This is a genomic window from Rhizobium sp. SVR5-2C (assembly GCF_056755115.1).
In genome coordinates this window covers 1-221 of record NZ_JBNDHT010000697.1, presented here as the reverse complement: position 1 = coordinate 221, position 221 = coordinate 1, and the positions used below count along the sequence as shown (strand labels likewise).

Here is a 221-nt window from a genome sequence, read left to right as displayed (position 1 = left end):
CTCGTTGAAACTGTGAGCTGGGTTGGTAATCCTCACGCCTCAACACGAGCGACGTCCGGTTGTTCCTGGGAGATGGCGAAAACACCACCGTAGACCGCTTGTGTTCCTAAATTCCCAGCGCGGACGACTTTCGACAGATGCCGCCAATTCCGGACCAGCATCGGCCTGTGAGCGGCGTGCAAAAGGTCATCGAAGATGCTCTTCGTTCGGCCGGTCTTATG

General features: G+C 56.6%; 1 protein-coding gene. It reads right to left on the bottom strand.

The genetic code is table 11. The annotated features are described in order from the left end of the window. Positions 1-32 precede the first annotated feature (32 nt). On the bottom strand, positions 33-221 hold a 189-nt coding region (locus ACPYOI_RS37420), incomplete at its 5' end, for a hypothetical protein (protein ID WP_481424346.1).